Annotated in this window: 23 protein-coding genes; 1 reads left to right on the top strand and 22 read right to left on the bottom strand. The window is 53.1% G+C overall.

Annotated elements, in window-relative coordinates; genetic code table 11:
* Position 1: 1 nt before the first annotated feature.
* From ald to NST96_RS11900, 17 genes are all read right to left on the bottom strand, one after another.
* Positions 2-1,132, bottom strand: a complete 1,131-nt coding sequence (gene ald / locus NST96_RS11980) for an alanine dehydrogenase (RefSeq protein ID WP_039070856.1) — start codon at positions 1,130-1,132, stop codon at positions 2-4.
* 117 nt (positions 1,133-1,249) lie between these two features.
* Entirely contained in the window at positions 1,250-1,714 is a 465-nt protein-coding gene (locus NST96_RS11975) for a Fur family transcriptional regulator (protein ID WP_003387207.1), read from the bottom strand.
* A 91-nt stretch (positions 1,715-1,805) separates the two neighbouring features.
* Complete coding sequence (gene spoIIM / locus NST96_RS11970) at positions 1,806-2,435, bottom strand: stage II sporulation protein M (protein ID WP_003387209.1); 630 nt, start codon at positions 2,433-2,435, stop codon at positions 1,806-1,808.
* Between the two features lie 57 nt (positions 2,436-2,492).
* Positions 2,493-3,701: an endonuclease Q family protein gene (locus NST96_RS11965; protein WP_024984923.1), complete on the bottom strand. Its 1,209-nt coding sequence runs from the start codon at positions 3,699-3,701 to the stop codon at positions 2,493-2,495.
* Positions 3,688-4,245, bottom strand: coding sequence for an NUDIX hydrolase (locus tag NST96_RS11960; RefSeq protein WP_024984922.1), 558 nt, complete (start codon positions 4,243-4,245; stop codon positions 3,688-3,690). Before NST96_RS11960 ends, NST96_RS11965 begins: the two co-directional genes overlap by 14 nt.
* A 166-nt stretch (positions 4,246-4,411) precedes the next feature.
* Positions 4,412-5,599, bottom strand: coding sequence for a DUF3866 family protein (locus NST96_RS11955; protein WP_031931819.1), 1,188 nt, complete (start codon positions 5,597-5,599; stop codon positions 4,412-4,414).
* Positions 5,600-5,769: 170 nt separating this feature from the next.
* Positions 5,770-6,891, bottom strand: coding sequence for a M20/M25/M40 family metallo-hydrolase (locus tag NST96_RS11950; protein WP_085974950.1), 1,122 nt, complete (start codon positions 6,889-6,891; stop codon positions 5,770-5,772).
* Positions 6,892-7,039: 148 nt separating this feature from the next.
* Positions 7,040-8,596, bottom strand: a complete 1,557-nt coding sequence (locus NST96_RS11945) for a carboxyl transferase domain-containing protein (RefSeq protein ID WP_024984920.1) — start codon at positions 8,594-8,596, stop codon at positions 7,040-7,042.
* Positions 8,589-9,440: a methylmalonyl-CoA epimerase gene (gene mce, locus NST96_RS11940; protein ID WP_003387216.1), complete on the bottom strand. Its 852-nt coding sequence runs from the start codon at positions 9,438-9,440 to the stop codon at positions 8,589-8,591. The genes NST96_RS11945 and mce overlap by 8 nt, the downstream gene beginning before the upstream one ends.
* Before the next feature lie 41 nt (positions 9,441-9,481).
* Positions 9,482-11,134: a methylmalonyl-CoA mutase family protein gene (locus NST96_RS11935; protein WP_024984919.1), complete on the bottom strand. Its 1,653-nt coding sequence runs from the start codon at positions 11,132-11,134 to the stop codon at positions 9,482-9,484.
* 321 nt (positions 11,135-11,455) lie between these two features.
* The gene (locus NST96_RS11930) at positions 11,456-13,612 is read right to left on the bottom strand and encodes a copper amine oxidase N-terminal domain-containing protein (protein ID WP_342406434.1); all 2,157 of its coding nucleotides are present in this window, start codon (positions 13,610-13,612) and stop codon (positions 11,456-11,458) included.
* A 243-nt stretch (positions 13,613-13,855) separates the two neighbouring features.
* On the bottom strand, positions 13,856-15,253 hold the full coding sequence (locus tag NST96_RS11925; RefSeq protein ID WP_122958418.1) for a dihydrolipoamide acetyltransferase family protein: 1,398 nt from the start codon (positions 15,251-15,253) through the stop codon (positions 13,856-13,858).
* A gap of 21 nt (positions 15,254-15,274) precedes the next feature.
* A complete protein-coding gene (locus NST96_RS11920; protein WP_003387220.1) occupies positions 15,275-16,258 on the bottom strand; it encodes an alpha-ketoacid dehydrogenase subunit beta in 984 nt (327 codons plus the stop codon).
* 12 nt (positions 16,259-16,270) lie between these two features.
* A complete protein-coding gene (locus NST96_RS11915) occupies positions 16,271-17,263 on the bottom strand; it encodes a thiamine pyrophosphate-dependent dehydrogenase E1 component subunit alpha (protein ID WP_003387221.1) in 993 nt (330 codons plus the stop codon).
* A 27-nt stretch (positions 17,264-17,290) separates the two neighbouring features.
* Positions 17,291-18,712, bottom strand: a complete 1,422-nt coding sequence (gene lpdA, locus NST96_RS11910; RefSeq protein WP_003387223.1) for a dihydrolipoyl dehydrogenase — start codon at positions 18,710-18,712, stop codon at positions 17,291-17,293.
* 197 nt (positions 18,713-18,909) lie between these two features.
* A complete protein-coding gene (locus tag NST96_RS11905) occupies positions 18,910-20,001 on the bottom strand; it encodes a Glu/Leu/Phe/Val dehydrogenase dimerization domain-containing protein (RefSeq protein ID WP_342406430.1) in 1,092 nt (363 codons plus the stop codon).
* A gap of 284 nt (positions 20,002-20,285) precedes the next feature.
* Entirely contained in the window at positions 20,286-22,358 is a 2,073-nt protein-coding gene (locus tag NST96_RS11900) for a sigma-54-dependent Fis family transcriptional regulator (protein WP_003387225.1), read from the bottom strand.
* Positions 22,359-22,497: 139 nt separating this feature from the next.
* On the opposite strand from NST96_RS11900, the gene NST96_RS11895 reads away from it, so the two are divergent.
* Positions 22,498-22,755 (top strand): DUF2627 domain-containing protein, encoded by a 258-nt coding sequence (locus NST96_RS11895; protein ID WP_024984916.1) that lies wholly within the window; start codon positions 22,498-22,500, stop codon positions 22,753-22,755.
* A 55-nt stretch (positions 22,756-22,810) separates the two neighbouring features.
* Here NST96_RS11895 and NST96_RS11890 read toward each other — a convergent pair whose 3' ends face one another.
* The 5 genes from NST96_RS11890 to NST96_RS11870 form a co-directional block, all read right to left on the bottom strand.
* Positions 22,811-23,686, bottom strand: a complete 876-nt coding sequence (locus NST96_RS11890; protein ID WP_081787854.1) for a hypothetical protein — start codon at positions 23,684-23,686, stop codon at positions 22,811-22,813.
* On the bottom strand, positions 23,671-24,360 hold the full coding sequence (locus NST96_RS11885) for a glycosyltransferase family 2 protein (RefSeq protein WP_003387228.1): 690 nt from the start codon (positions 24,358-24,360) through the stop codon (positions 23,671-23,673). Before NST96_RS11885 ends, NST96_RS11890 begins: the two co-directional genes overlap by 16 nt.
* Positions 24,347-24,904: a copper transporter gene (locus NST96_RS11880; protein WP_003387229.1), complete on the bottom strand. Its 558-nt coding sequence runs from the start codon at positions 24,902-24,904 to the stop codon at positions 24,347-24,349. Before NST96_RS11880 ends, NST96_RS11885 begins: the two co-directional genes overlap by 14 nt.
* Before the next feature lie 2 nt (positions 24,905-24,906).
* Positions 24,907-26,076, bottom strand: coding sequence for a putative cytokinetic ring protein SteA (steA, locus tag NST96_RS11875; RefSeq protein ID WP_003387230.1), 1,170 nt, complete (start codon positions 26,074-26,076; stop codon positions 24,907-24,909).
* Positions 26,077-26,198: 122 nt separating this feature from the next.
* On the bottom strand, positions 26,199-26,375 hold the full coding sequence (locus NST96_RS11870) for a DUF2759 family protein (protein ID WP_081607723.1): 177 nt from the start codon (positions 26,373-26,375) through the stop codon (positions 26,199-26,201).
* Positions 26,376-26,401: the final 26 nt, after the last annotated feature.

Below are 26,401 nucleotides of genomic sequence, written 5' to 3'. Positions count from 1 at the left end.
CTTATGTGGGAAGGTCTTGGAGGACGTCGTCAAGCGGTACAAAGGGAACGTTCAAGGATCTGGCTACTGCTTCATACACGACGTGGCCGTTGAGCACATTGACCCCGCGAGCGAGCGCCCGGCTTTGGGCGATAGCAGTGCGGTACCCTTTGTTGGCAATCATCAGCCCGTAGGGAATGGTGACATTGGTCAAGGCGATGGTTGAGGTGCGGGGAACCGCTCCAGGCATGTTGGCAACCGCATAATGGACGACTCCATGCTTTACGTAGGTCGGATCGCTGTGGGTCGTAATCCGGTCGATTGTCTCGATCGATCCCCCCTGGTCAATCGCCACATCCACGATGACGGAACCGGGAGCCATCGATTTTACCATTTCCTCCGTGACCAGTTTGGGAGCCCTTGCTCCCGGAATCAGGACCGCACCGATCAAAAGGTCCGCTGATTGTACAGCCTCGGCAATATTGTAGTGATTGGACATGAGCGTATGCAGACGCCCCCGGAACAGGTCATCCAGCTCACGCAGCCTGCCTGCATGAATATCAAGCAGCGTTACCCTTGCCCCCATTCCGACAGCCATTCTGGCCGCATTCGTCCCGACAATGCCGCCACCGACAATGACTACGTGCGCCGGCGGAACACCTGGCACCCCTCCCAAAAGGATGCCCTTTCCGCCGTGAGGCTTCTCCAAAAATTGGGCGCCGATCTGTACAGACATCCGTCCTGCCACCTCGCTCATCGGCATGAGCAGCGGCAGCGACCCGTCATCGGTCTGGATCGTTTCATAAGCGATCGCCACCACTTTTTTGGCGCACAGCTCTGCTGTCAGCTCTCTTTCCGGTGCGAGATGCAAATATGTAAACAGGATCAGATTTTCCCGAAAATATGCGTATTCCTCCGGCAACGGTTCCTTTACCTTGCAGATCATCTCTGCATGCTGCCAAACTTCCCTGGCGCTGCTGAAGATTTCCGCACCGGCCGCGAGATAGTCCTCATCAAAAAAGCCAGAGCCCGCTCCAGCCAGTGTCTCCACGAGTACCCGATGTCCCGCCTGCCTGTAGGCGCTTACGCCTGCCGGGGTCAATCCTACCCTGTTTTCGTTGTTCTTCAGCTCTTTTGGGACTCCAATAATCACGCTTTTGCCGCCTCCTTCACTTGGCATTCACTTTCCTTATGATGCCTCCCGAAGTGAATCTCTAACAGCCAAAAGCGTCAAAACAAGAAAAACTTCTCCTTTTGAAAGAGAAGTTTTTTACTTGAAGTCCTCCACGTTGACCTTGTCGATACAGCGGCTGCAAATGCCGTAGAATGACAGGCGGTGATCGGTAATATAAAAGTTGTAAACATTCTTTACCTTTTCTTCTGCGGATACAAGGAGGTCCTCAAAAATTTCATCTACCGAGCCACAGTTGTTGCAGATCAAGTGATGATGGTGATACTCAGAATTATCGTCACGCAGGTCGTACCTGGCGACTCCGTCTCCAAAGTTCATCTTGTGGATGATCTTCAACTCACTCAGCAATTCCAGCGTACGATAGACCGTAGCCAAGCCTATTTCAGGGGCTTTTTCTTTCACGAGCAGATAGACGTCTTCCGCACTCAGATGATCTTCCTCGTTCTCCAGCAACACGCGAACAGTGGCTTCACGTTGTGGCGTCAGTTTATAGTTTTGGGAATGAAGTTGCTGCTTGATCTTCTCTAACTTTTCTTCCAACATGCTTGCCCCTCCCCGCTCACATGAAACCTGCTCCTATTATAGTAGAGGGGCATCCTAGAAGTCAAATACATAAGTTCTTACTTGAGAATAATTATTGATTGAGCACGATCTGCATCAGCTTCGGCGAGACAAAGGTTTCAAACATCGCCGCAATCGTCAGAACCGCCAGCATCGCAAGCACGAGCAAGGAATACCCCATGAAATGAGGCATGATCACATCTCGTTTGGATAACAACCTCGTTCTGATCAACCTGAGTGAAAAAGAAATCCCGCTTACTCCCACGATCATCAAGGCCGGAACAACCAACAGATTTTGCGGCAATACGCCCATCAGCGCAAAGGTGACTCCTTGCCATTGCAGCTGGTTGACGAGAAAACCGACCGTAAAGCCGATGACTACGCCTTTTAAAAACAGAAGGAGCAAAATCATCGGCAGGCCGATTATGGACAACCCCAGCACCCACATGATCCCGACTGTTTTTGCATAGTAGCCGAACGACTGCTGAAAATGCATGTTCGGTTCGGGAATGCCCTTTTCCCCGATACTGCTGAAAAAAAACTGGAGAAATCCGAACAGCTCTTGCCTTTGCGCGAGCGGCAGTGAATTGACGATAACCGCGCCAAAAATAATTCCCATCGTAAACAGAACGATCGTAAACCAGTAGAGTGATTGGTGCTCTTTCGCATATACGTGGATTGTTTGTCCAATTCGCGACCGCACAGCAGCTCGCCTCCCGCTTCGCTGATTCTTATACAGCTTATGCGGACGGGCTGTCGCCTATGACTTGTCCTCGCGCAAAGGGAGGATCTTGCCATACGTGCCGGCCCCACCTGCTTTTACCACCAGCCGCCCCTCTCTGGCCAAAACGATCAGCTCTGCAATACGGTCTCCTGTAATGCTCGCGAGCTCCTCCTGCCTTGTCCGATGCAAGATGGACATTTCCGTTCCAAAGCGCTCATAGAGTTTTTCCCGCAGCTTCGGACCTACTCCAGGGATAAACTCCAGCGGGACCTGCTCTATATACGGCGGCCGAAACGGAGGATGCACTCCTGCAGGCGCATCTGCCAGTTGGGCGATCCGGTCGTATACACCTCGAACCACACGCTTGAATCCGCATTGCGGACAGCGTCCCTGCTCGTTCGCCGGCTGTGTCGATTGGCACGATTGACAGGCAGTCTGATGGTACTTCCCGAGCTGGGGATGAAGGCCATAGTTTACGCTGACCCCGCGCCCTTCTTCCCTGCGCAGCGCCTTCACCCATTCCAGGAACGAGCGTTCACCCAGTGCAATGGATTGGTACTCCCTGCCGATTTTCGCCAAGGAATGTGCATCGGAATTGGTCAAAAACGTCTTTTCATGCAGCTCCAGCAAGCGATCCGCCATTTTCGTATTGGCGCTAAGCCCCAATTCCACCGCATAAATCAGGCTCGGATCCATCAATTCAGCCAGCGAATCCGTACAGCTTCCGTATAAGCCTTTATGCGGGGTGAAAATATGTGCGGGAACAACGACTCCGCCCCAATCGGCAATCACCTGCTGCAGCTCCCGCAATGTCGTACGAATGCGCTGCGAGCTGAGCTGCACATTTTTGCAGCGCTGGGAAAGCCATTTCGTAAACAGCCTCATCCTTGCCAGATCGGGCAGATAGCAGAGAAAATGCGCTTCTCCTCTGGCTGTCTCCTTGATCTCCACCTCACAGCCTAGGATCAGCATGGTCTGTTTGTACAGCACGCCTCCATCCTTGTGCTCTGCTGCATGTCCTTGGTCGATGAGATGCTGGAGTTCCTCCTGCACCTCCGGCGAATGGGCGTCGATAATCCCGATCATATCCATGCCTTTTCGCTCCGACGCCTCTTCCAGGATTCTCGTCAAAGTCATTTGCCGCGAAGCCGTGATTTTGACGGGCTTTCCGGTCCATGTCCCCCCGACGTGGATATGCATGTCACAAAAAAACTCCGGCAGCGCGCTCTGCTTATTTTTTGCCATGCAACAACCGATTTTCCCACGCGAACAATGCCGCTACTGTTTTTGCATCCCGAATCTCCCCGAGTCGATGAAGCTCGTGGGCCTCTTCCAATGTAAGCTCCAAAACCTCTACAAACTCGTCTTCATCGGGTTGACTCTCTCCCTTTGTCAGTCCGGTTGCCAGGTAGAGGTGGAGAATTTCATTGGCAAACCCAGGAGAGGTGAAAAAAGAACTGAGAAGGGTATAATCTTTGGCCTGGTACCCCGTCTCCTCCTGCAATTCGCGCTTGGCACATGCAAGCGGCTCCTCGCCGGGCTCAAGCTTTCCAGCAGGAAGCTCGACGATCACTTGCTCCAGCGGCTTGCGGAACTGGCGGACCGCTACCAATTTTCCTTCATCGGTCAAAGCCATAACGGCAACGGCCCCCTGATGGGTGACAATCTCCCGCTTCGCTGTATGGCCGTTGGGCAGCAGCACTTCATCCACTTTCAACGTAATGACCTTGCCTTCATAAATCGTCTGGCTGGAAATCGTTTTCTCGTACAAATGCTGTGTATCCTTCATCGGTTCATCACCCTTTGCGTTTGGCTGGTTCTAAACAGGAATGTCTCTCCATATGCTTTGAGCAAGACACTTGTCCAATCCATATTGTATAGGAGGAGAGAGAGGATGAAAACCTATGTGGACGAAAAGCAGATTCGGATGGTAGGAAAAGCGTGGGAAATTCGCGCTACACTCCGCTCCTGGTCAAAAAAAGACCTAACCTTGCAAGAATATCTCGCCCGACGCAGCAATTCGTCGCGTCGCTAATGCTGTCTTTTATGTAGGGAATGCTCTTTGCCGCAAGCACCCCGGCCAAAGCAGCTGTCTGAAACGGTGCCGGGTCTTGCCGCCAGCCTCGGCCCATCGTGGAAAAGTGCAGGTCATACATGCGCTCCAGCTCATCCAATTCTTCCTCTGCTGGTGCGGCTGCACGCAGGACAAGATGGTCTGTCTGTTGGCAGATGCCGTCCATTTGCCTCGCGATACGGCTATCGCGTTCGTCATCCCATACGGGGACGGGTACGATGGCTGGACGAAGCGCAAACCTTTTCAGCACCGTAATCGTGTGATGGCTTACGCCCAGATGCCGCTCCCTAGGGTCGGAAAAACTGATGCGCGGTATAAAAAACGGGACGCCTCCAAGCAGGCTGACAGCATGCGTTACTTCAGCCAACTGCATTCCTGAAAAGCCGAATGTAGTGGCCGTCCCTACCACACCGGGCCCCAAGATGCATAGAATGATGTCAGCTTGTGCTACGTGACGGGCAGCTAATAAACCGTTGTGAATCGAAACGGTTTCCAAATCTCCGCCCCACGCATGTCCGGTCGTGACCGTGCTGCCAAGCAGCCCTTTCCGCTTTAAATGGTCTGCCTGTTGGCTCAAGCCGATTGGCAATGATGCCGCATCGGGCATGACATAGACAGCTCTCAGGTCTGAGTCGGTTTGTTTGATTGCTGACGCCACTGCCGGCAGCAGACTGTGAAGCTCTCCGATCAATACAGGGGTCCCCTCCAATGAGACCTGTTCATTGTTGAACAGCGCGTGATAGGGGCTATGCTGCTCTTCCACGCTATCCACAGCTAATTGCCACGGAGCATACCGCATTTTCATGACGTGGCCCCACGTGCTCGGATATACATCGACCGGATTTTTCTCTGCCGATTTTCCTACTACAATATGATACCCTCCCGTACCCAATTGGAGTCGAATGGCTGTCGTATTTATCAGGAGCTCCTCGCCTTCCTCGTAATGCTCCTGCGAGTATGAAATAGCGTGTTCGGTTTGGCTGGTTTCAGGCAAAAAAACCTCCAGAACCTGCATGCCTTGTCTTTTGAGCAGAACCTGCTTCACAACCCCCGATTCCAGGCGAAGCACTGCACATCCCCCCGCTTTCGCCAGCTTCCTTGATCAAAACACCAATTCGGCAAAGACCAGTACCTTTTTGATAAATTATGGGAATCAGGCAAAAAAAAGAACCAGGTCTCCCCATGGAAGACCCGGCACTTCGCGTTGTGCTTCTTCATTTTAATTGTATCGTTTTCGCTTTACTCAAGAACTTCTGCAATAACCGCCAACACGAGTTCGGACGCTTTGTTGAGCTCAGCAATCGGCATCCGCTCGTTCTTGGTATGGATGTCTTCGTAGCCGATCGCAAAGTTTACGCTCGGGATGTTGTAGCCGTTAAAGACGTTGCCGTCGCTGCCGCCACCGCTCGATACCAGCTCGGGATTGCGGCCGATGCGCTTCACTGCGCCAATCGCTTTTTGAACAACAGGCGTTTCTTCATTAAACTTGTAGCCGTGATACATAAAAATGACATCGTTTTCGCACTTCCCGCCCATTTCCGCAGCTGCCTCTTCAAAAGCGGTAGTCATGCTTTTTACCTGCGCCTCCAGCTTATCCATTACAAGGCTGCGCGCTTCCGACCATACCTCTACATAGTCCGTCACGATGTTGTATGCCTTGCCGCCTTCAAATCGGCCGATATTGGCCGTCGTATCGGCGTCAATGCGACCCAGGGACATGCGGGAAATGGCTTTGCTGGCAATCGTGATCGCACTGATTCCGTCTTCCGGATTTACCCCTGCGTGAGCGGCTTTTCCGTGAATTTTGGTCACGATACGATACTGTCCAGCCCCTGCTACCGTAATCGCTCCGACCGGACCTTCCGAATCGAGGATGAAGCCCATCTCGGCCTTCAGCAGGCTGGAATCCATGGCGCGTGAACCGACGAGACCGGATTCTTCACCGACAGTCAGGACAACCTGGATAGTCGGATGCGGCAGATTTTTTTCCTTCAGTGTCCGAATCGCTTCAAAAATCGCTGCGATCCCGGCTTTGTCGTCCGCACCCAAAATCGTAGTCCCGTCGGAGTAGACGTAGCCGTCACGAACTTGCGGTTTGACGCCGTTGCCTGGAACGACCGTATCCATGTGGCTGCTGAACAGAATAGCCGGACCTTTGGCATTTCCCTCCAGCGTGGCAATGAGGTTGTTTCCGCCGTGGCCCGTCTTGGCCGCTGCGTCGTCTTCCTCAACGGTGAAGCCCATTTCAATCAGCTTGTCCTTCAGCACTTTGTTGATTTGCGCTTCGTTTTTGGTTTCACTGTCGATTTGAACGAGCTCCAAAAACTCGTTTAGCAATCGCTCCTGGTTGATCACGACAATTCCTCCCGAATAAAGCCCCCGCAGGGCCAATACGGCAACCCGCGGGGCTTGTCTAATGAAAATGCCAGATGATAGCATTGTCTACCTGTTACAAGTATACAGCAAAAAAATTTTTTCTACCATGTCGTGCCAGCCTTTTTCTGCTTGTTTACAGGGGGATATTTCCGTGTTTCTTGGAAGGACGGCGCTCTTCTTTGTTTCTCAGCATTTCCAGCGACCGTTTTAAATATTTGCGGGTTTCCCGCGGATCGATCACGTCATCCACCATTCCGTTTTCTGCTGCCACATACGGATTGGCAAAGCGCTCGCGATACTCGGCAATCTTGGCCTGGCGGGTAGCCACCGGATCAGCGCTCTGTTCGATGTCGCGGGCAAAGATCACGTTGGCCGCTCCTTCCGGGCCCATGACCGCGATCTCGGCATTCGGCCAGGCATAGACGACGTCTGCACCGATGGCCTTGGAATTGAGGGCCACGTAAGCACCGCCGTACGCTTTTCGCGTAATGACACTGATTTTCGGCACTGTCGCCTCGGAGTAAGCAAACAATATTTTTGCACCATGCCTGATGATCCCGCCGTGTTCCTGGTTAATGCCGGGGAAAAAGCCGGTCACATCGACGAATGTAATCAACGGAATGTTGTAGCAGTCACATGTCCGGATAAACCGTGCCAGCTTGTCGGATGAGTCGATATCCAAACCGCCTGCCATCACCTTTGGCTGGTTGGCGATCAGCCCCACGCTTTGTCCGTCGATACGCCCAAAGCCGACCACGATATTGCGGGCGAAATCCGGCTGTACTTCTAAAAACTCTCCATGATCCACAATCTTTTCCAGCACTTTTTTTACGTCATACACCTTGGTGCCCGCTACCGGGACCAGGTCGATCAGCTCTTCCAGCCAGTCCCCCTCATCCCCGCTATATGCTTTTACCGGCGGTTCTTCCCGGTAATTTTGCGGCAGGAAGCTCAGCAGGTTGCGCACTTGCAGCAACACCTCTTCTTCTGTTGCGGCGGTAAAATGCGCGTTTCCACTGATGGCAGAGTGGACAGAAGCGCCGCCCAGATCTTCGCTGGATATTTTTTCGCCCGTTACCGTTTCAATGACTTTCGGTCCCGTAATAAACATCTGTGACGTCTTTTCCACCATAAAAACGAAATCGGTAATCGCCGGGGAATAGACTGCCCCGCCCGCGCAAGGTCCCAGAATGACGGAGATTTGCGGAATCACGCCTGAATAGATCGAGTTCCGGTAGAAGATATGCCCGTAACCGTCGAGGGAGACGACCCCCTCCTGAATCCGCGCCCCGCCTGAGTCGTTAAGACCAATGACAGGTGCGCCGTTTTTGGCCGCGAGATCCATAATGTTGGCGATTTTTTTGGCATGCATTTCCCCAAGCGCTCCACCAAAAACCGTAAAGTCCTGGGCGAACAGATAGACGAGCCGGCCGTTGATTTTGCCGTAGCCTGTCACTACCCCTTCGCCTGGAGCGTCGAGTTTGTCCATCCCGAAGTTGGTCGCCCGGTGTTTGACAAATGGCTGCAGCTCGACAAACGTGTCCGGATCGAGCAGAAGCGAGATACGCTCCCGTGCCGTCAGCTTGCCGCGATTGTGCTGGGCAGCGATGCGCTCGTCTCCGCCGCCCATCTCGACTTTCCGTTTTCGCTCGTACATCTCGTCGATTTTTTCGAACATCGCTTCACTCATCGTTGCCTTCCTCCTTACCTGCAGATGTATCCGGATACTCACACAATTCGAACAGAACTCCGCCAGCCGCCTTTGGATGGATAAAGGCGATTTGCGCGCCATGCGCTCCCGGCTTGGGCACTTCATTTATAAGCGGAATGCCGTTTGCCTGCAAATGGTGCAGACGCTCCGCCACGTTCTCGACATCAAAGGCGATATGGTGAATGCCTTCGCCGCGCTTGTCAATAAATTTGGCGATCGGACTGTCCGCACTCATCGGCTCCAACAGTTCGATCCGGCTTTCTCCGACCCCGAGGAAAGCGACACGAACCTGCTCGCTCTCCACCGCTTCTGTCCCGAGCAGGTTAAGCCCAAGCTGCTCGGTGTAAAATGGCAGAGCCTTATCGAGATTTTTCACAGCTATGCCGATATGGGCAATCTTTTTCGGGGCTTTTTGAAAGGTCAACTGCTTTCTTTTCACATGGGCACGGATAAAGTCAGCGGTCACACTGGTAGGCGTGCCTGGCGTGAAAACTTCCGCTACTCCGTGTTCTTTCAAGTAGGGGATATCTTCCTGTGGAATTACGCCTCCCCCAACGACCAAGATGTCATCCGCTCCCTGTTCCCTGAGCAGACGGACAACCTCTGGAAAGAGCTCATTGTGAGCCCCTGAAAGACAGGAGAGTCCCACGCAATCGACATCCTCCTGTATCGCAGCTGCGGCGATCTGGGCCGGTGTCTGACGGAGCCCCGTGTACACTACTTCCATCCCTTCGTCGCGAAGGGCCTGCGCCACTACCAATGCACCCCGATCGTGTCCGTCGAGCCCTGGTTTGGCAACCAGTACGCGAATCCTCTGTTCCATCAATAGCTCCCCCTTGTCACTAGAACCTTCCTGTTTGCTGACTAAACCGCCCGGTACTCGCCAAATACGCTTCGCAATACGCCGCAGACCTCTCCAATCGTGGCATAATGGCGGACGCATTCGATAATGTACGGCATCAGGTTGTCTTTGCCCTGTGCTGCTTCGCGCAACTGATTGAGCGTTTGTTCAACTGATTGCTGATTCCTTTTTGCCCGCAGTGCATCTAGCCGCTCTTTTTGTTTCCTGCCAAGCTCAGGGTCTACGCGAAGCAGCTCCGGCTGTGGCTCGTTTTCAAGCTGAAAGCAGTTCATTCCCACTACCTTTTCCTCGCCGGATTCTATTTTTCGCTGCGTTTCATAGGCTTGCTTGTGAATCTCCCGCTGCATATAGCCCGCTTCCACAGCAGCTACAGCGCCTCCCATTTGCTCGATTTTCTCCAAGTAGGAAAGAGCTTTGGCCTCTATTTGGTCTGTCAAATACTCCACAAAGTAGGAACCCGCCATAGGGTCGACTGTATCCGTTACTCCGCTTTCAAACGCGATGATCTGTTGTGTCCGAAGCGCGATACGGGCAGATTCTTCCGTCGGCAAGGCGAGCGCCTCGTCGCGGGAATTCGTATGCAGGCTTTGCGTGCCGCCAAGGACTGCTGCCAGTGCCTGCAGGGTGACGCGAACGATGTTATTGTCAGGCTGCTGCGCCGTCAGCGTGGAACCGCCCGTTTGGGTATGAACGCGAAATTGCCACGACTTCGGATTTTTTGCTCCGTATCTCTCTTTCATCAAGCGAGCCCACATTCTCCGGGCTGCACGGAATTTGGCAATCTCTTCGAAAAAGTGATTGTGTCCGTTGAAGAAAAACGATAGCTGTGGAGCAAAACGGTCAATGTCGAGACCGGCCTGGAGCGCAGCTTCCACGTATGCGATGCCGTCCGCGATCGTAAACGCGACTTCCTGAACGGCAGTCGACCCGGCTTCCCGAATGTGATAGCCGCTGATGGAAATGGTGTTCCATTTGGGCACGTTCTCTGCACAGTAGGCAAAGATGTCCGTAATCAAACGCATGGACGGCTGCGGCGGAAAAATATATGTGCCCCGGGCAATGTATTCCTTCAATATGTCATTTTGAATCGTACCTGACAGCTTCTCTGCCGGTACGCCCTGTTTTTCTCCTACTACGATATACATGGCAAGCAAAACAGATGCTGGTGCATTGATCGTCATCGAGGTGCTTACCTTGTCGAGCGGTATGCCGTTCAGCAGCACTTCCATGTCCTCCAGCGAATCGATGGCTACACCGACCTTCCCGACTTCGCCTGTTGCCATCGGGTCATCCGAGTCGTATCCAATCTGTGTCGGCAGGTCAAAGGCAACGCTCAGCCCGGTCTGCCCCTGTTCAAGAAGATAGCGGAACCGCTTATTCGTTTCCTCGGCAGAACCAAAGCCGGCGTATTGCCGCATCGTCCACAGTCTTCCTCGATACATATTGGGTTGAACGCCCCGCGTATACGGATACTCTCCCGGGAATCCGACATTTTCCATATAAGCATCATCGATCTGATCCGGCACATACAGCGGATCGATCTCGATCGCGGACGAGGTGGCAAACTGCTGTTTTCTTTCGGGCGACTTGGCCAGCCGTTCATTCAGCTCTTGTTGCCACTTTCGGTACAGTTCGGTACAATCTTTAGTAGTCACCTGCAAACACCTCGTTTTCCATGTAATGACCGATCGTCTAAACGAAGGAAGGAACTTCTCCTCCTTCCAATAATTCTAGCACAGCGAGTTACACAATAACGCGACAATTTCCACTTTTCGTGCAGTAAATTTTTCAATCGCGCTATTCAGGAGGTTCGATATGCCGAAACATTCAACACTGGTAAAAATCATGGTCTTTATTATGATTGCCGCTCTCGTGGTTCCAACGTTCTTTTACTTCCGATGATCAGAGGCCCTCTGGGCAGCCAGACGGTTCATCATAAGAAAAACCCCTCCCGACCGGGAAGGGTTTTTTGCTGTTTATTGGTAGACGAATACGCTGGATGTTTTGGCATCCCAGCCTACTTTGTAGCCCAGATTGTCGGTTACAAAGCGGATCGGAACCATCGGCATTCCGTTTTTCAACGCAACTGGCGCTGGCAGGGTAAATTCCTGACTTCCTACGTATGCCTTGTTGGAGTCAACTGTAAAACGGACCACTGTTCTGCCTTTAATGATCGCTACCGTCTGGTTGTTCCATTGGGTAGTCAACGCCATGGCTTCCTTGAAGAACTGAGCTGGCACCATTGTTGTATTTCCGTTCGCCAGATAAGGAGCTTCCTGCAACGGATATACTTTTCCATGCAACGTAAACGATTTGTTGTTTACTTTAAACAGTGCAGCGTTCGCCGGGACTGCTGTCTGCGGCTGCTGTGGCTGCTGTGGCTGTTGCGGCTGCTGCGGAGCCGGTTGAGCTGGCTGCGCCGGTTGAGGCACGCCCACTCCAACTGCACGTCCAAACAGCAATCCTTTTTCCTCAGAGCTGAAGACATTGATCGTGTACGTGTTTTTCGCCGCAGGGTTCACGATGTTGGCTGCTGCCCCGATCACGATGTTGGCTCCAGTTCCTGCAGCGATGTCTTGAGCCGGGTAAACCAGCACGTTTTGTCCGCGAACGGCAACAAAGCTGGCGGCAACGCCGTTTACAGAAACGCTTGCCGGTGCGATGTATGCTGGCACCTTGTACCCAACCGGGAATACGACTTCAATGAAATCGCGCTGTTTCACCAGCGGAGCGCCAAATGCTTTCACGGCGATGTTGACGCCAGTTTGCTTCCCTACCGCTGTGTTGGTCAAGGTGATTGTTGCCGTGCTGTTGTTTGCCGGTGCAGGAGTGCCAGGTGTCGTTGGCGTTGGAGTTGGTGTCGGCGTTACCGCCCCTGCACCATTGATCCGGAACGTTTTGGACGTTGCCGTTTTGCCGTCAACCGTCATCTTGAGCGTATAATCGCCCGCAGCTTTCGGGTTGGTAATCCAAGCGTTGTAGTCGATATCTACTTTTACATTTTTGCTGGAAGAAAAGTTGGACGGCGCAGTCAATGCAATACTGTTTCCGGCAAAACCGACTCTTTTAGGCGTCTTTCCGTTGATTTTGAAATCATCTGGATTCAAATACCCTGGAATCATACCAGACGATGGGAACTCGATAATGACATCACTGTCCGCCTTCAATTCTGTCTTTCCGAAGTCAGCTTCGAAGCTGAAGCTGGTGCGAGCACCTGCTGAACTGTCAGAAAGGGATACAGTAAAATCACTCGCAGTGGAAGAGCTGGAAGAAGAACCAGATTTTTTAATGTCAAACTTCTTAGATGTATAGGTTGTTCCATCCCATTTCACATCAATGGTATATTTATCGCCAGCAGATGGGTTAGTGATTCGTGCGCTTTTGTAAAACTTAAGCGTCAGTTCTTTTTTTCCGTCTGCTTTAGACGGAACCTTGATCTCTACTTTTTTGCCGGAGACGCTTACAGAATCAGGTGTGTATTCATTAATATCGATGTCATCCTTGGAAATCTTGCTTGGCAGCATATCCGAGCTTGGGAACGTAACAGTGATATAGTCGCCTTTGGTCAATTTGTCTTTCAGCTTGATTGGACCGATTTCATACTCGGTTTCTTTCTTTTCGGTTTTGTCGTCGATATCGACAGAGTAGTCATCGGAGCTTCCTTTGCTACTGCTGCTTCCACTTGTAATTTTCACATCCTCAGACTCTTCGCTCTCAGCCGAAGTGCTGATGTCGATAGAGTATGTACCCTTTTTATCGGGGTTCGTAATTCCGTCCGTGATTTTTATCCTTAGGTCCGAGCCTTTACTAAGTTCTTCGTCGACCTTGATTGTAATTTCTCTCCCGCTGACACTAACGCTTTTCACTTCAAAATCAGCATCGATATCGTCTTCGTCCATGCTGCTGTCGACATCAAAGCCTTTTGGGAACGTGATATAAATTTTGTCTCCGGAATCCAAAGCTTTTTCAATCGTAAAGTCAATCGTATATTTGCTGTCCGCACCTTCCTCGTCATCGTCTGGATCAATCGAGATATCGGTGATTGCACTAGCGGACTGCGGAGCGATGACAAACGGCGTCGTTGCCAAGGCTGTAGCCAGCATAATTGGAAGTGCTTTTTTGCTCTTCTCCATGTTCTTCCTCCCATACTTCTCTTGAAATCGATCAAACTTTTCTTGTCGAAACGCTATCAGTTTACCATATTTACGAAATAGAGGGAATCTATTCGCATAAAAATGATAGGCATGACAGCATTCATATGGTATGACGAAGCAACATGGCAAAAGGTTACAAAGCAGTTACACGAAAAAATAAAAAGCCAGCAGCAAGAGAGAAGTCCATCCCTCCTGCTGCTGGCACAGCGTTGTTTTTGTCGATCAGTACAGCTTTGTATCCGGCCCGATCGCCTCCAGCTTTTGCTTGACGCTTTGCAGGAAACGGCCGCACACCAGTCCGTCGAGAACCCGGTGATCCAGCGAGAGGCACAGGTTCACCATCGAGCGGACGGCAATCATGTCATCGATCACGACAGGCCGCTTCACGATCGACTCGACGCTGAGGATCGCCGCCTGCGGCGAATTGATGATCGGCATCGACAGGACCGAGCCAAACGAGCCCGTATTGTTTACCGTAAACGTCCCTCCGGACATGTCATCTACGGACAATTTGCCTGCCCTCGTCTTCGCCGCCAAATCTTCGATCGACTTGGCGATGCCGAGAATCGACTTCTGATCCGCGTCCTTGATGACCGGAACGAACAGAGCATCCTCTGTCGCCACGGCGATCGAGATGTTGATGTTTTTCTTGACGATGATTTTATCCCCAGCCCAGGTGGAATTGATCATCGGGTACTCCTTCAGCGCTTCGACTACCGCCTTGATAAAGAACGGCAGGAAGGTGAGGTTTACTCCTTCTTTGCGTTTAAATTCGTCTTTTACCTGATTGCGGAAAGCGACGAGCTTGGTCACGTCTACTTCTACCATCGTCCACGCATGGGGTGCCTCGTGTTTGCTCTGCACCATGCGGTTTGCGATCGTCTTGCGAATGGGCGTGACCGGGATGATCTGATCGCCTGCGGCTGCGGGAACTTCCCTTGCTGCTGCCTGGACGGGCTGCGGGCTTTGCCCCACTGCCGCGGAAGCCGGCACCCCTACTGGCGTATTCACAACCGGCGCTGCCTCTGGGGCTGCCGCAGCCGGCTGTCCGCCGTTGTCAATGATCGCTTGAATATCCTTGCGCGTCACGCGCCCTTCCATCCCCGTTCCCTGCACGCGGGACAGATCAATTCCATGCTCCTGGGCAAGCCTCATCACGGCTGGGGAAAAGCGTTGTTTTCCGCGCTGGGCCTGTTGACCGTTCGTGTCCGGACCTACTCCGGAAACAGCCTGCCCTGCTGCAGCTGGAGCAGCATTGGCCGCCAGATTGGCCGAAACAGCCGCCCTGCCTTCTGCCGCTTGAGCAGGAACCGTTTTTGCCTGCTGGCTGGTGTCAGCACTGTTGACAGCGGGGGTATTTTCCGGCTGATCGGCCCCTCCCCCCTCTTCTTCGATGTACAAGATCAAGGTACCGATCGCAACCGTGTCACCTTCGGGCACAACGATCTCCGTCACGCGGCCGGCAACCGTGGAAGGCACTTCCGCATTTACCTTGTCCGTGGAGACTTCAGCAAGCGGATCGTATTTTTTGACCTGATCTCCCACTTTCACCAGCCACTTGGTAATGGTGCCCTCTGTCACACTTTCTCCCAGTTGGGGCATTAGCACTTTTGTCGCCATGTTCGATGGTCCTCCTTGGTTTTAAAAGTGGGCCAGGTCCCGCATTGCTTCCAGCACTTTGTCCGGATTCAACATAAAGTATTTTTCCATTGGCGGACTGTATGGCATGGCCGGCACATCAGGACCGCACAGACGTTTGATCGGAGCATCGAGGTCAAACAGGCAATGCTCCGCAATGATCGCAGCCACTTCACCGCCTACGCCGCCCTCTTTGTTGTCCTCGTGAACAATCAATACTTTTCCGGTCTTGGAAGCGGCTTCGACGATAGCTTCCTTGTCGAGCGGGTACAGTGTCCGCAAGTCGAGTACATGCGCGCTGATGCCTTCCTGAGCCAGCTTTTCAGCGGCCTGCAAGCAAAAATGCAGCGTCAGGCCGTAGGAGATGACTGTAATGTCCGTTCCTTCCCGTTTGACATCCGCCTTGCCGATCGGCAGCACGTAATCTTCTTCCGGCACTTCTCCTTTTATCAAGCGATAGCAGCGCTTGTGCTCGAAAAAGAGGACGGGATCGTTATCGCGGATGGCCGCCTTCAGCAGGCCTTTTGCATCGTACGGCGTAGAAGGCGCCACTACCTTTAGCCCGGGTACATTCGTAAACATCGCTTCCACCGATTGGGAATGGTACAGTGCACCGTGCACCCCGCCTCCAAATGGAGCGCGGATGGTAATCGGGCAGGTCCAGTCGCCATTGGAGCGGTAGCGCATTTTCGCCGCTTCGCTGACGATCTGGTTGACAGCAGGCATGATAAAATCAGCAAACTGAATTTCGGCGATCGGACGCATCCCGTATGCGGCAGCGCCAATTCCAACACCGACAATTGCCGACTCGGCGAGCGGCGTGTCAATCACGCGTTCTTCGCCGAATTCCTCGATCAGTCCCACTGTGGCCCGAAAGACGCCACCCCGAACGCCGACGTCTTCCCCCAGGACAAACACACCCGGATCGCGGCGCATTTCCTCACGCATCGCCATAGTGATCGCATCAATAAATGAGATGACTGCCATTTGGATTCCCCCTTATTCCCCGTATACGTGGGTAAGCGTAGATTCAGGTGTCGGATAAGGCGCCTGTTCGGCATAATCTGTAGCCTCGTCGACTTCCTTCTGAACACGGGACAGCAGCTCCTGTTCCTTGGCATCATCGAGAAGTCCTACCTCTTTCAGATAGTTGCCAAATACGAGGATCGGGTCCTTTTTCTTCGCTTCTTCCACTTCTTCCCGCGTGCGATAGGTGCGATCATCGTCATCGCTGGAATGAGGGACCAGACGGTACATGACTGCTTCGATCAGAGTCGGGCCCTGGCCGGAACGAGCTCGCTCCACCGCTTCCTTCGTGACGCGGTAGACCTCGATCGGATCATTGCCGTCGACGCTGACACCAGGGAAGCCGTAGCCGATCGCACGGTCAGCCACACTTTCGCAGCCCAACTGCTTTTTCAGCGGAACGGAAATGGCGTATTTGTTATTCTCACAGAAAAAGATGACGGGAAGCTTGTGCACACCCGCAAAGTTTGCTCCTTCGTGAAAATCCCCCTGGTTGCTGGAGCCTTCTCCGAACGAGGTGTAGACAACGTGGTCTTTCTTTTGCATTTTGCCGGCCAGTGCGATTCCGACTGCATGAGGTACCTGCGTGGTCACAGGGCTCGAGCCTGTCAGGATATTCCATTTTTTGCCACCGAAGTGACCTGGCATCTGCCGGCCGCCGCTGTTCGGGTCCTCGGCTTTGGCAAATGCGGAAAGCATGCAATCTCTTGCTGATTGACCAAATACCAGGACTAATCCGAGATCACGGTAGTAAGGACACAGGTAGTCCTTCCCTTTTTCCAGCGCAAACGCAGCGCCAACCTGTGCAGCCTCCTGCCCCTGGCAGGAAATGACGAATGGCACTTTTCCCGCCCGGTTCAACAGCCACTGACGCTCATCGATTTTGCGAGCCAGCAGCATGTAATAATACATTTCCAGCACTTGCGCGTCAGTCAAGCCTACTTCTTCATGCCGTTTGCTTGTCATGTTCGGATACCCTCCTTATCATTTTCGCTAGCTGTGAATTGCCTTTCCGTCTACTGCCAAAGCAGCCTCCATGATGGCTTCCGACAAAGTCGGATGGGGATGTATGGTATGTCCGATTTCCCATGGCGTCGCGTCCAGCACGCGTGCCAGCCCGGCCTCGGAAATCATGTCGGTGACATGCGGACCGATCATGTGCACGCCGAGCAAATCGTTTGTCTTCGCATCGGCTATGATTTTGACAAAGCCGTCGTTTTCACCGTGCACCAGCGCTTTTCCGAGCGGCTTGAAACTGAATTTGCCCACTTTTACGTCAAAGCCCTGACTGCGGGCCTCCGCCTCGGTCAAGCCGACATTCGCAACTTCGGGCCTGCCGTACGTGCATTTCGGCACCTTGGTGTAATCAAGCGGCTCGACAGCTAGACCTGCCATGTGCTCGACGGCGAGAATCCCTTCGTGCGATGCCACATGAGCGAGCTGCAGACCGCCGATCACATCGCCGATCGCGTAAATATGGGACTCGGCGGTCTGGAAGTATTCGTTCACGCTGATAAAGCCGTTTTCCACCTTGATTTCTGTCGCTTCCAGGCCGATATTTTCCACGTTGGCCTGTCTGCCAACGGACACGAGCAGTTTTTCGGCAGAAAAGCTCTGCACGCCGCCTGCGGTTTCAGCTTGAATGGCTACCTTTCCCTCTGATGTTTCCAGTGATTCCGGCAGCACCCTGGCTCCTGTCACGATGTTTATTTTCCGTTTCTTCAGCAGACGTGCCATTTCCTTGCTGATTTCCTCATCTTCGGTCGGCAAAATCCTGTCTGCGTACTCGACGACTGTGACCTCAACGCCGAAATCATTCAGCATCGAGGCCCATTCGATCCCGATGACACCACCGCCGACAATGACCACCGAAGAGGGTAGCTGCTCCCATTGCAGCGCTTCGTCGCTGGTCACAACTTGCTTTCCGTCGATCGTCAGTCCTGGAAGCGTACGGGGTCTCGAACCGGTAGCGAGAAGCAAAAAGCGCGGCACCAGCATTTCCTGTTCGCCAGACGGCGTTTCGATCCGGACTGCGCCTGCCTGCGGCGAAAAGATAGAGGGACCCATGACGCGGCCAAATCCTTCGATTACCGTAATGTTGCCTTTTTTCATCAAATACTGGATGCCTTTGTGCAATTGCTCGACGATTCCCTCTTTGCGAGCTTGAACGCGCGCAAAATCAAGGCCGATCTTTTCAGCCGTGACTCCGTATTTGTCTCCCTCTTTCAGCGTAGCAAATACTTCCGCACTTCTAAGCAGCGCCTTGGAGGGAATGCAGCCGCGATGAAGGCAGGTGCCACCCATTTTGCCCTTTTCCACGACAGCTACCTTCATTCCCAGCTGTGAGGCACGGATTGCTGCTACGTAGCCGCCCGTTCCTCCTCCCAACACGACGAGATCATATTCCTGCGACATGTTTTTCTTCCCCCTCTGATGACAAACTGCATTGCTTGTGAACGCGCCATGACCGTCAGTGGCTTGCTGGACGATCAGTAAATGGCTGCTCATATGACTAGATCATAATAACAGGTACAAGTAGGTTATGTATACCGGAACCGCCTGCTTTGCGAGCAGGTGCGGCCCCGGAAATAAGTACTTTTTATACGATCAGCTTACCGGTAGTAAACCGATTTTCCATTTTGCAAAAAGGTGCTGCGCGATTTGGCCAGGCTGGCGATGCGTTCTTCGGCCATGCGGTCTGCCGCTTTGTAGGAAGGCACCCCGTCGCGTTCAGCGATTTCAAATACTTTCAGGATGTTGTCGTAAACCGTCTCTACCTTTTTCAGTGCGCGCTCGCGGTTGTAGCCTTGCAGCTCGTCGGCTACATTGATCACGCCGCCGGCATTGATGATGTAATCGGGTGCGTAGATGATGCCCATCTCATGAATCATATCGCCATGTCTTTCTTCTTTCAACTGATTGTTGGCCGCTCCTGCAATTACTTTCGCCTTCAAAAGCGGGATCGTGTCGTCGTTGACGATGGCTCCCAGGGCGCATGGAGAGAAAATATCGCAGTCCACGCCGAAAATTTCGTCCACGCCTACTGCTTTGGCGCCAAAATCGTTGACAGCGCGGTTTACGTTTTCTTCATTGATGTCGGTAACAATCAGGTGTGCGCCTTCTTCGTGCAGATGGCGGCAGAGGTTGTAGGCTACGTTCCCCACGCCCTGAACCGCTACTACGCGGCCAGACAGGTCGTCGCTGCCATACGCGAGCTTGGCAGCGGCTTTCATCCCGCGGTACACGCCGTAGGCAGTCACAGGAGAAGGGTTGCCGCTGGAGCCAAAGGCTGGGGATACGCCTGTTACATAATCAGTCTCAAGGTGGATCATATCCATATCGGCAACAGTCGTACCTACGTCTTCGGCTGTAATGTAGCGGCCATTCAAGCCTTGAATGTAACGGCCAAAGGCACGGAACAGCTCTTCGCTCTTGTCTTTGCGCGGATCGCCGATGATGACCGCTTTTCCGCCGCCGATGTTCAGGCCGGCTCCGGCATTTTTATAGGTCATGCCGCGAGCCAAGCGGAGCACGTCGATAATCGCTTCCTCTTCCGTTTTGTACGGCCACATGCGGGTGCCGCCCAGTGCAGGCCCCAATGTTGTATCGTGAATGCAGATGATTGCTTTCAGTCCGGAATTCTCATCCTGGCAAAAAACAAGCTGTTCGTAGTCGTACTTTTGCATGTAGTCAAAGATGTTCATGAAGAAACCTCCCTAGTTTGTTCATTTGCGTCGATCGTGCTGCTTGTCTGAGGTCTCCTATTGGAGAATTTCCCAGCAATGTACCACGTTGCAATTATCGTGCCAAAAAATCCCCGGTTTGAAAGCGCTTCATTTTTCTACAGTTGTTTTTTGGGCCTGCCCTCTATTCTGCACATTTTTGCAGGATCAAGCAATGTTTTGCATGCAAAAAATTGCAGTTATGTCTCTGTTCAGCCCGATTGCTCACAATTTGATCACGGATATTCGCCTGCACTTATTGTTCATTACGGCTGTTCATCAGATATGCCGCACTTGTCCAGCTTGTAGTAAAGACTGCGGATCGAAATCCCGAGCCTCTTCGCCGCCAGCGTCCGGTTTCCCTTTGCTGCGGCAAGCTCTCGCAAAATATGTGCCCGCTCCGCTTCATCCATCGCTTCCTTCAATGTCTTGCCGGAAGCCTGTTCCATCTGCAAATGCGGTGTCAAAGCGGCGGACTGTACGCTCCTTCTCTCCAAGGGGGGCAAGTGCTCTGGCAGAATGACCCGCTCGCCGAACTTCATGTGGATCATGGCCCGCCCCAGCACATTTTCCAGCTCCCTGACGTTGCCCGGCCACTGGTAGGCAAGCAGCATTTGCAAAGTGCCTGCCGCGATGTCCTCCACATTTCTTCCGTATTCCTGGTTGTATTTTCGCACCAGATGCTTGGCCAGCGGCTGGATGTCCTCCAATCGCTGACGGAGCGGCGGTATGTAAATGGGGACGACATGAAGCCGGTAGTACAAATCCTCGCGAAAACGGCCGGACGAAATCGCAGATTCCAAATTGACATGTGTAGCCGCGATGACCCTCACATCGATTTCAACCGCCTTCGTACCACCAACCCTGACTACTTCCCGCTCCTGGAGAACGCGCAGCAGCTTTACCTGCATGCTCATCGACAGCTCGCCGATCTCATCAAGGAAAATGGTCCCGCCGCTGGCCTCCTCGAACAATCCGCGCTTGCCGCCTCGTTTGGCTCCGGTAAATGCGCCCTCTTCGTATCCGAACAGCTCGCTTTCCAAAAGATTCTCGGAAATGGCTGCGCAGTTGACGCGAATAAACTGTTTATACTTGCGGCTGCTCGCATTGTGGATGGCGTGGGCAAACAGCTCCTTGCCCGTGCCGGATTCGCCGCGCAGCAGCACTGTGGCAGGTGTCAATGCCGCTTTTTGCGCTTGCTCGAGCGCCGCCTGCATCGGCTCGCTGTACCCGATGATGTCTTCAAAGCTGTACTTCGCTTCCAGCGTCCTGATGATCCGGTGGGCCGTCTCCAGTTCTTCGGTCAAACGCTTAATCTCCGAGACGTCATGGATGACCCCGACGCTTCCCTTTAATTCTCCGTCTACCATGACTGGAGCGACGTTTACCACCACGTCTCTGCTCTTCGGTCCCAGCTTCATATGTACGCCGCGCACAGGCTTCTTTGTTTTCAGCACCTGCATGTGCATGCTGTCGCCTTCGGAAATGTCGACAGTGGCTGGCTTGCCGATCACGTCCTGATGAGTCAAACCGGTAATCCGCGTGTACGCCGGGTTGATCAAAAGGCCGTTTCCTTTTGCATCCACAACGGAAATGGCCTCATCCGAAGAATTGATGATCGCCTGAAGCATGCTTTTCAATTCCTTCAGATCGGTTACTTCCTCGGCCAGCGCCATGATATCGGTAATATCCCGGAAGATCGCGACTGCTCCCGCCACCTCGCCCCGTTCGTTTCGAACAGGTACCCGGTTGGTGATGATCCGCGTCTGATTCGGCAGGATCTGCTCCTGGTTCAACTCTGGCTGTCCCGTCTCTAATACAATATGTAATCGGGTATTGGGTATGCGCTCGGAAACTGCCGTTCCCAATACAGCGTGGGCTTCAATGCCCATCAGGCGTTCTGCCGCTCTGTTGAAAAGAGTGACGATCCCTTCCCTGTTGACCGCGATGATCGCGTCATGGGTAGAGTTCAGCATGATTTCCCGCTCGCGCTGGTTTTGCGTCAAGGCTGCAATCAATTCGTCCCGTTCACTTATCAATTTCATGATGATAGCTGTAAATGTTCCGGGGATTAACACCGTTTTTTCCTGTTTGAGACGCAAAATTTCTTCGAATGCCGCAGAGTCTCCGGTCGCCTCCAGTATCACGTCGATGTCGCTCGACAAATACGGACGAAAGTCAGTTCCCACTTCAATTCCCAAAGAGCGGGCGAGGACAAGTCCTGGCGCATCCGCCCGCTCATCCACGACGGCCACGATTTTCATCCGCTCCATATTGCTAAGCATTTTCAAGAGCGCTGTTCCTCCCTGGCCGGCTCCAACGATGAGCAGCTTGTGCATGCAAACAATCCCTCTTTCCAGTGAATCAAACTGTTTCCATTGTAACTCAACCCGGCTGGAATGCACAGGAGATGTTGGACAAGGAGCTACCCATCCGATATGATGGAAAGGTAGCATGATGGAAAGGGGAGAAACACCCTTGATCGGTCAGAAACTGGTAGCTCTGTTGATCATGGTCGTCCCGGCACTGATCGCCATGTTTGGGATAAAGCTCATCCGCGATGCATTTTTCTACTCGGTATCATCGGAGACCGGATTTCTCTGGGGACAGTTCGTCTTGGGCGTGTTGTTGTTTGTCGTTCCGGTCCTGTTCATCGCCGGCTTTGTCCTGCATCACGACCGCAAGCGCAACCGCGTCCAACCCCGGTTTATGAAGCGCGAGCCGGAAGAAGATTAGGATATGATCGAGCAACAGACCAAACGTCAGAAACCGGGTATGCTTCCCGGTTTTTTTATTTTGTCTCCGCAGATCTTCCCCACTCATCCAATCGATTGAGCCAGCGCGTGTTTTCGATCACCCGGGAAAACGAAACGAACTCGGCCAAAAGGTGCAGCCCTGCGAAAAATAGCAAAAGCGCCAGCTGTCCACCGAACGGAACGCTTGTCACGAGCGCAAAGCCCGCAACAAACCCGAGATAATTGGCTCCCGTGTCCCCTTGCATCAAGCAAGCCTGTGCATCGTACGGAAACAAGAGGACACTTGCGGTCAAGACCGGCAATATCCAGATCCAGCAAGCTGCAGCAGCCGCGGACATCGGCATGCACAAGGCAGCTGCGGCGATCAAAAGCCAAAACACCTTAATCGCCCGGGCTGGCCTGACGTCAAACAGGTTTAACAGGTTGGGGGAAAGCGCCAAAAGACCGGTTCCGACGATAATCCCCGGTATGCCGGTAAAAAGGAACAGGCTGACGGCCAAAGCGGTCCCGCCTCCCCCGAATGCCTTCCACATGCCGCTCGTCATTCGCCGTTCCCGCCAGAGAACCCCCAGATGCCCGCGAAAGCCTTTCGGCGCTTTATCTGCCGAACAGTCGTCAAGCCAGCCGCATAATGCCACGGCGAGAGATCCGAAGAAAAGCAGCAGCCCGGATTCAAGCATTTGGTAGCTCCAGCCCGAAGCCGCTCCCCAGGCCAACAGGGCAAATTGGATTAATCCCGCATACCCAGCCAGTATCACTCCTCCAGCCGTAACCACTTGTTCGCCTCTGTAGTTGGTTCTGGTGATAGCGGCATTATGCAGCTTTTCCCATGCGGCGCGAAAATAGAACCGGTGCAACAAAAAAGGCCCTGCCACTCCCAGGACCCAGGCGCTTGTCAGGTTCGTGTCCAACGCACTCCCTCCCACCATTTTCTCCCCAATGCCTTTCCGATTTCGACGAATTCCTTTCCCCGATGCCGATAGCCTGTCCAATCATTTTCCGTCTGCCGGTGCGTAAAAGGTACAGGAACTTCGGTCAAGCGGTACCCGCAGCGGAGCGCTTCGATGGTCAGTCCCACTTCGATTCCAAAGCCTCCTTCCAATTGGCCAATGCGTTCCAGCACCTGTCGTTTCACTGCCCGTTGACCGGATAGCGGCGCCTCCGAAGAAAATCCGGTGAGTGCCCGTATCCCCCCTCGGGCCAATCCCTTTGCCAGGCCCAAGCCGACCTTCCGCCGCAGCGCCGGCAGCACGGCGATAGCCATGTCGCATTCATCGTTTATGACCGGGGCAAGCAGCAGGTTGGCTTCCCCCGCGCTCTCTTTCAAATCTCCGTCCAAAAACAAAAGCACCTCGCCGCTGGACTGTCTCCAGCCGGTTTGCAGAGCCGCCCCTTTTCCCAGATTGACCGGATGCCGGATGACGCGGTCTGCCCACTCCTCGGCCAGTAACGCAGTCTGATCCGCGCTCCCGTCATCGACAACGATCACCTCGTCGCAAACAAGGCGCTGCCGTATCGCCGCCAGAGTCGGGACAATCCACTCTGCCTCATTGTAAGCCGGGACGATGACACTAACTCTTTTCACGTTCCACTCTCATCTCCGCCATCAGTTTTTGCACCCGATCCAACAGCCCCCATTGCTGGGAGAAGGTCTCTGGCACCTTGTCCACAAATAACCAGCGGCATTCGCCCGGAAGCTGTTCCAACCAGTCTGGCTTCGTTTTCCCCAGCGCGAGAATCGGTCCATCCAACGGAACACTGCCTTGACCGTACGGAACGATCTCAACGCCGACCTGCTCAAACAACCGCAGTAGTCTGCCGATTTGGAGCTCCGGGGACTGCCAGACATACACCTTGTTGCCCTGCATGGCGTCAGCGTAACGGACTGCCATCAGATGGGCAGCCTCTTCATTGTTTCGCTCCATCTCGATCAAAAGCCGATTTAACTGCTGCTTCAGTTCATTGTTGCTTTTGAGAGCCTGGCTATACCTCGTCTCCATTTTGCTGAGCACAGCCTGCTCCTCGACGGAAAACCACGAGTGGCCTGTCATTCCTCCGAGCAAAATGCCAATCCCGAGACTAAAGAATACGGCCACAAGCGAAATCAGGTGATGACGAAAAGGAATCATGCCTACCCTCCTAAAAATGCCCAGCTCCTCCACTGCATCCACCACAACTGCATGACATGACGGGTGATGGGATGAAGCGAGAGAACCGCCATGACCGGCACGAGTGTGGCCGCTACCAGCCACCCGGTCCAATTCCATGACCAGCGCGGCTGATACAATTGGCTGACGCCTTTGGCATCGATCAGCCTGGAACCGATTTTGGTCCTTACCAGCAGCGTGCTCGCCATGCCCTTTCTCCCTTTTTCGAGAAAATCGATCATCGTGGAATGTGTACCGATCGTAACAATCAATTTGGCTTTTTCCTCAAAGGCGAGCAGCATGGCAATGTCTTCGCTCGTCCCCGGTGCGGGCAGCAAATGGCAGCTGATCCCCAGCCTCTCCACTCTTGCCTTCCCGGGAGCCTGCCCGTCTTGAAAAGCGTGCACGACTATCTCTGCACCTGACAGCAATGCTTGATCTGTGACACTATCCATATCCCCTACGATCATATCGGGGATGTAGCCGTTTTCCAGCAAAGCATCCGCTCCCCCGTCCACCGCAATCAAAACAGGATTGTAATCGCGAATGTAAGAGGAAAGCATCCGCAAATCTTCCCGATAATGCCGGCCTCTGACGACCACGACGACATGGCGGTCAGAAAGCCTCGTACGCAGCGGGAGTTTTTTCAGCGGGCGCAAAAACCACTCTTTTTCTGCACTCGCGTATCTCAACGTATTGTCGATAAAAGCGGACAGGACGTCATCCAATCGCTCATTTGCTTCTTGCCATCGCTGGCCGATCTCCTTTGTGGTCAGCCGTCTCAGCTCAGCTTGACGAAACCAGCCCTTGTCAGAGCAAACCCACAGTTGTTCTTTCCATACAGCCCCGGGTCTGCCATCTGCTTGATCCAATATGCTTTTGTCTGCGCTGGCTGTTTCATAGAGAGGGATGCCAGCCTCCAACAGGCGTCTGGCGCCTTCAGCCGGGTATGTCCCTGTCAAAAACGGTGAGAGGTTTATGACGGCTCGCACATTCGCTCTCACAAGTGCCAGAGCGGCAATCTCATCCATATCCGGGTGATCGACGACAGCAATGTCTGAAGGATTGATCCGGTTGCAAAGGTTCTTCGTTTTCCGGTCTGCCGCAATCTTCCCGACGTATGAAAACCTGTGAGGCCATCGCTGCTTGCCCACCTGTCCCACCTCCATCCTTATTATGCGAAAAATGGAGGATGGCCATGCAGGTTTTTCCAGAAAATGAAAAAGAGACTGTGCGAGTATGCGCACAGTCTCTTGAACATATGTATCCTCCGGCTTTACGCGCCTTTCGTTGCAAAGTAAATGATCAAGCCATCTGCAAAGAGGAATACGGCGAGGGCAATGATTCCAAAGCCAACCGCGAATTTATTTTTCGCCCGGATCGAACGGAAAACACCCATCGCGATGAAGAACGTGAACACGAACATGAGAAAATCAAACAGAGTTACTTTCATGAACTACACAACTCCTTTGGCAAAAA

It is taken from the genome of Brevibacillus sp. FSL K6-2834 (genome assembly GCF_038592925.1).
GTDB lineage: Bacteria > Bacillota > Bacilli > Brevibacillales > Brevibacillaceae > Brevibacillus > Brevibacillus borstelensis.
Note: the sequence above shows the minus strand (reverse complement) of the source record. Positions and strands in the feature narration are given on the sequence as shown.

Coding starts and splice junctions, on each gene's coding strand:
- NST96_RS11975 (WP_003387207.1), bottom strand. CDS start 1,714: ATGTTGGAAGAAAAGTTAGAGAAGATCAAGCAGCAACTTCATTCCCAA.
- NST96_RS11925 (WP_122958418.1), bottom strand. CDS start 15,253: ATGGCGACAAAAGTGCTAATGCCCCAACTGGGAGAAAGTGTGACAGAG.
- NST96_RS11915 (WP_003387221.1), bottom strand. CDS start 17,263: ATGACAAGCAAACGGCATGAAGAAGTAGGCTTGACTGACGCGCAAGTG.
- mce (WP_003387216.1), bottom strand. CDS start 9,440: ATGGAACAGAGGATTCGCGTACTGGTTGCCAAACCAGGGCTCGACGGA.
- NST96_RS11930 (WP_342406434.1), bottom strand. CDS start 13,612: ATGGAGAAGAGCAAAAAAGCACTTCCAATTATGCTGGCTACAGCCTTG.
- NST96_RS11965 (WP_024984923.1), bottom strand. CDS start 3,701: ATGGCAAAAAATAAGCAGAGCGCGCTGCCGGAGTTTTTTTGTGACATG.
- NST96_RS11920 (WP_003387220.1), bottom strand. CDS start 16,258: ATGGCAGTCATCTCATTTATTGATGCGATCACTATGGCGATGCGTGAG.
- NST96_RS11905 (WP_342406430.1), bottom strand. CDS start 20,001: ATGAACATCTTTGACTACATGCAAAAGTACGACTACGAACAGCTTGTT.
- NST96_RS11945 (WP_024984920.1), bottom strand. CDS start 8,596: ATGAGTGAAGCGATGTTCGAAAAAATCGACGAGATGTACGAGCGAAAA.
- NST96_RS11900 (WP_003387225.1), bottom strand. CDS start 22,358: ATGCACAAGCTGCTCATCGTTGGAGCCGGCCAGGGAGGAACAGCGCTC.
- NST96_RS11960 (WP_024984922.1), bottom strand. CDS start 4,245: ATGAAGGATACACAGCATTTGTACGAGAAAACGATTTCCAGCCAGACG.
- NST96_RS11880 (WP_003387229.1), bottom strand. CDS start 24,904: ATGATTCCTTTTCGTCATCACCTGATTTCGCTTGTGGCCGTATTCTTT.
- NST96_RS11870 (WP_081607723.1), bottom strand. CDS start 26,375: ATGAAAGTAACTCTGTTTGATTTTCTCATGTTCGTGTTCACGTTCTTC.
- lpdA (WP_003387223.1), bottom strand. CDS start 18,712: ATGTCGCAGGAATATGATCTCGTCGTGTTGGGAGGAGGAACGGGCGGC.